The sequence below is a fragment of the Micromonospora sp. genome, assembly GCF_048594385.1.
In the GTDB taxonomy this organism is placed as follows: Bacteria; Actinomycetota; Actinomycetes; order Mycobacteriales; family Micromonosporaceae; genus Micromonospora; species Micromonospora wenchangensis.
This window is the reverse complement of record NZ_JBMDWU010000095.1, coordinates 1-3,375: the sequence shown is the minus strand read 5'-3', so window position 1 is coordinate 3,375 and position 3,375 is coordinate 1. Positions and strand designations below refer to the sequence as shown.

Annotated in this window: 1 protein-coding gene; it reads left to right on the top strand. The window is 72.1% G+C overall.

Annotation, left to right across the window (positions count from 1 at the left end):
* Positions 1 to 6: 6 nt before the first annotated feature.
* Positions 7 to 3,375 (top strand): amino acid adenylation domain-containing protein (locus ACOJTC_RS04255; protein WP_420115834.1); only part of this gene is annotated, 3,369 nt, incomplete at its 3' end.

Genomic DNA, 3,375 nt, shown 5'->3' with positions numbered 1-3,375 from the left:
GGGGGGGTGGTGGGGGTGTTGTGTGTGGTGGGTGGGGGGTTGGGGGGGGTGTGTGTGGGGCGGTCGGGGGATGCGGTGGGGGGGTGTGTGGGGGTGTTGAAGGTGGGTGCGGCGTATGTGCCGTTGGATGTTGATTATCCGGTGGAGCGGTTGTCGTTGATGTTGGGGGATTCGGGTGTGTCGGTGGTGTTGGGGGGTTCGGGTGGGGCGGGGCGGTTGCCGTCGGGTTCGTGGCGGGTGGTGGAGATCGGTGTGGACGGTCCGGAGCCGGAGGCCGTGCAGGGGGCCGGATCGTCGGTGGCCGGGGAGGTGCCGGCTCCGGTGGTGACGGTGGACAGCGCTGCGTATGTGATCTACACGTCGGGCTCGACCGGCCGACCCAAGGGCGTCACGGTGACCCACCGCAACGCCGCCCGGCTGTTCGCCTCGGCGGCCCGGGAGTTCCGGTTCGGCCCCGACGACGTCTGGTCGATGTTCCACAGCATGTCGTTCGACGTCAGCGTCTGGGAGATCTGGGGTGCGTTGAGCACCGGCGGCCGGCTGGTCGTGGTGCCCTACTGGGTGTCCCGCAGCCCCGAGGACCTGTACGCGCTGGTCCGGGACGCGCAGGTGACCGTGTTCAGTCAGACGCCGTCGGCGTTCGTCCAGTTCGAGGCCGTCGACGCCCGCCTCGGCGACCCGCTGCGGCTGCGCTACGTCATCTTCGCCGGTGAGGCGTTGGAACGCGGCTCGGTACGCCGGTGGACGCAGCGGCACGGCGCGGACCGCCCCCGGCTGGTCAACATGTACGGGATCACCGAGACCACCGTGCACGACACCTTCCGCGAGATCGTGCCGGACGACCTGGACCGGGCGCTCACCCAGATCGGCCGCCCCCTGGCGGACATGGCGATCCACGTCCTGGACCGGTACCTGCGCCCCTGCCCGGTCGGCGTCACCGGGGAGATGTACGTCGGCGGTCCGGGGGTGGCCCGGGGCTACCTCGGCCAACCCGGCCTGACCGCGGGACGTTTCGTGGCGGACCCGGTGGGCGCCGAGCCGGGGGCCCGCCTCTACCGCAGCGGCGACCTGGCCCGGTGGCGTCCGGACGGGACCCTGGAGTACGCGGGCCGCGCCGACAGCCAGGTCAAGATCCGCGGCTTCCGGGTGGAGCTGACTGAGATCGAGGCGACCGCCCACCAGTTCCCCGGCGTCACCGCCGCGGCGGTCACCATCCGCCCCGACGACGCCGGGGCACCGCAGCTCATCGCGTACGTGTCGGGGGAGGCCGGGTCGGCGGTGCCGGTCGCCGACCTGCGGCGGTGGCTGGCGGACCGGCTGCCGGACTACATGGTGCCGGGGCGGTTCGTGGAGCTGGCGGCGATCCCGCTGACGCCGAGCGGCAAGACCGACCACCGGCGGCTGCCCGACCCGGACGAGGCCCGCCCCGCCGGCAGCGGTGACTACGTGGCGCCGCAGGGACCGGTCGAGCGGCGGCTCGCCGAGATCTGGGTCGAGGCGCTCGGCCCGGTCCAGGTGGGCCGGCACGACAACTTCTTCCACCTGGGTGGGGACTCGATCCGCAGCATCCGGGTGCTCGGCGCGGCCCGCGCCAGCGGCATCTCCTTCGCGTTGCAGGAGCTGTTCCACCGGCCGACGGTCGCCGAACTCGCCACCGTCTGCACGGTCGTCGACCTGCCCGACGCCCCGGTACGTCGACCGTTCGAACTGGTCGCCGCCACCGACCGGGCGCACCTACCGGACGGTCTCGTCGACGCGTACCCGATGACCGCGTTGCAGGTGGGCATGGTCTACGAGATGACCCGCGACCTGGAGCGGCTGCCGTACCACAACGTCGACAGCATGAAGGTGCGGGCACCGTTCGAGGCGGACGCCTTCACCCGGGCGGTCGCCCACGTGGTACGCCGGCATCCGATCCTGCGCACGGCGCTGTCGTTGACCGACCACAGCGAGCCGTTGCAACTGGTGCACGCCGAGGCGGTGCTGCCGGTCGGCGTCGACGACCTGCGTGACCTGGACGAGGCGGCACAGGACGAGATCGTCCGGTCCTACCTGGAACACCAGCGGGTCACCCCGTTCGACCACGACCGCCCGCCGCTGCTGCGGATGCACGTGCACCGCCGCTCCGACGACGTGTTCCAGTGGACGCTGACCGAGCACCACGCCGTGTTCGACGGCTGGAGCCTGCACTCCACCCTCAGCGAGATCATGCGGGTCTACCAGGGCCTGCGTGCCGGCGTGGAGCCGACCGACCCGCCGTTGAGCGCGCAGTACCGCGACTTCGTCGAGCTGGAACGCGCCGCGCTGACGTCGACGGAGACCGAGCAGTTCTGGCGTGAGCGGCTGGCCGACCCGCCGGACACCCGGCTGCTGCGCTGGCCCGACGGGCCGGTGCCGCAGCTACCCGCCGAGGCCCGCTTCACGGGCGAGTGGTGGTACGCCACCGACGCCCGCCAACGGTACGGCTCGGTCGAGACGGTGCTCAGCCCGGAACTCTGCACGGCGCTGCGGGAGCTGGCCACCCGGTGCGGCGCCTCGCTGAAGACCCTCTTCGTCGCCGCCTGCCTGCGTACCGTCGGCTACGCCACCGGCGCGACGGACGTCCTGGTCGGGGTGACCGCCAACGGCCGCCCCGAGGAGCGTGGCGGCGACGACGTCCGCGGGCTGTTCCTCAACACGCTGCCGTTCCGGCTGGTGCTGCCGGACGGCCGGTGGACCGACCTGATCGCCGAGGTCTTCGCGGCCGAACGGGACATGTTGCCGCACCGCCGCTTCCCGATGGCCGAGATGCAACGCCGGCTCGGCATGGACCAGCCGGTCAACGTCAACTTCGTCTACAACCACTTCCACGTGATGGCCGAGATGCTGTCCGACCGGGGCACCGAGATCCTCGACGGCAAGATCGGCAGCTTCTCCACCGTCCGGGCCGAGCCGACGAACTTCCCGCTCAACATCGGGGTCGTCCGGGACCCGGTCTCCGACCGGGTGCTGCTGGCGATGGACTTCCACACCGACGCGGTGCGGGCCGAGCAGGTCCGGCTGCTGCGCGACTGGTTCGTGGCCGCCCTCTGGGACATGGTGACCGCCCCCGACCGTCACTACCTGCGCGGACCGCTGGCGGCCGCGCCGGCCCCGACCGGCGTGCCGGCCCTGGTCGACGTGGCGGCGGCGGGCCCGTGGGTCACCGGTCCGGCGGGGCCGGTGGCGTGGACCGACCCGGCGGACGCGGGCGCAGGCGAGTTGGTGCATGAGTTGGTGGGTCGGTGGGTGGGTGTGTCGCCGGGTGCGGTGGCGGTGGTGTGTGGGGAGGTGGTGTTGACGTATGGGGAGTTGGGGGTGTTGTCGGATCGGGTGGCGGGGTTGTTGCGGGGTTTG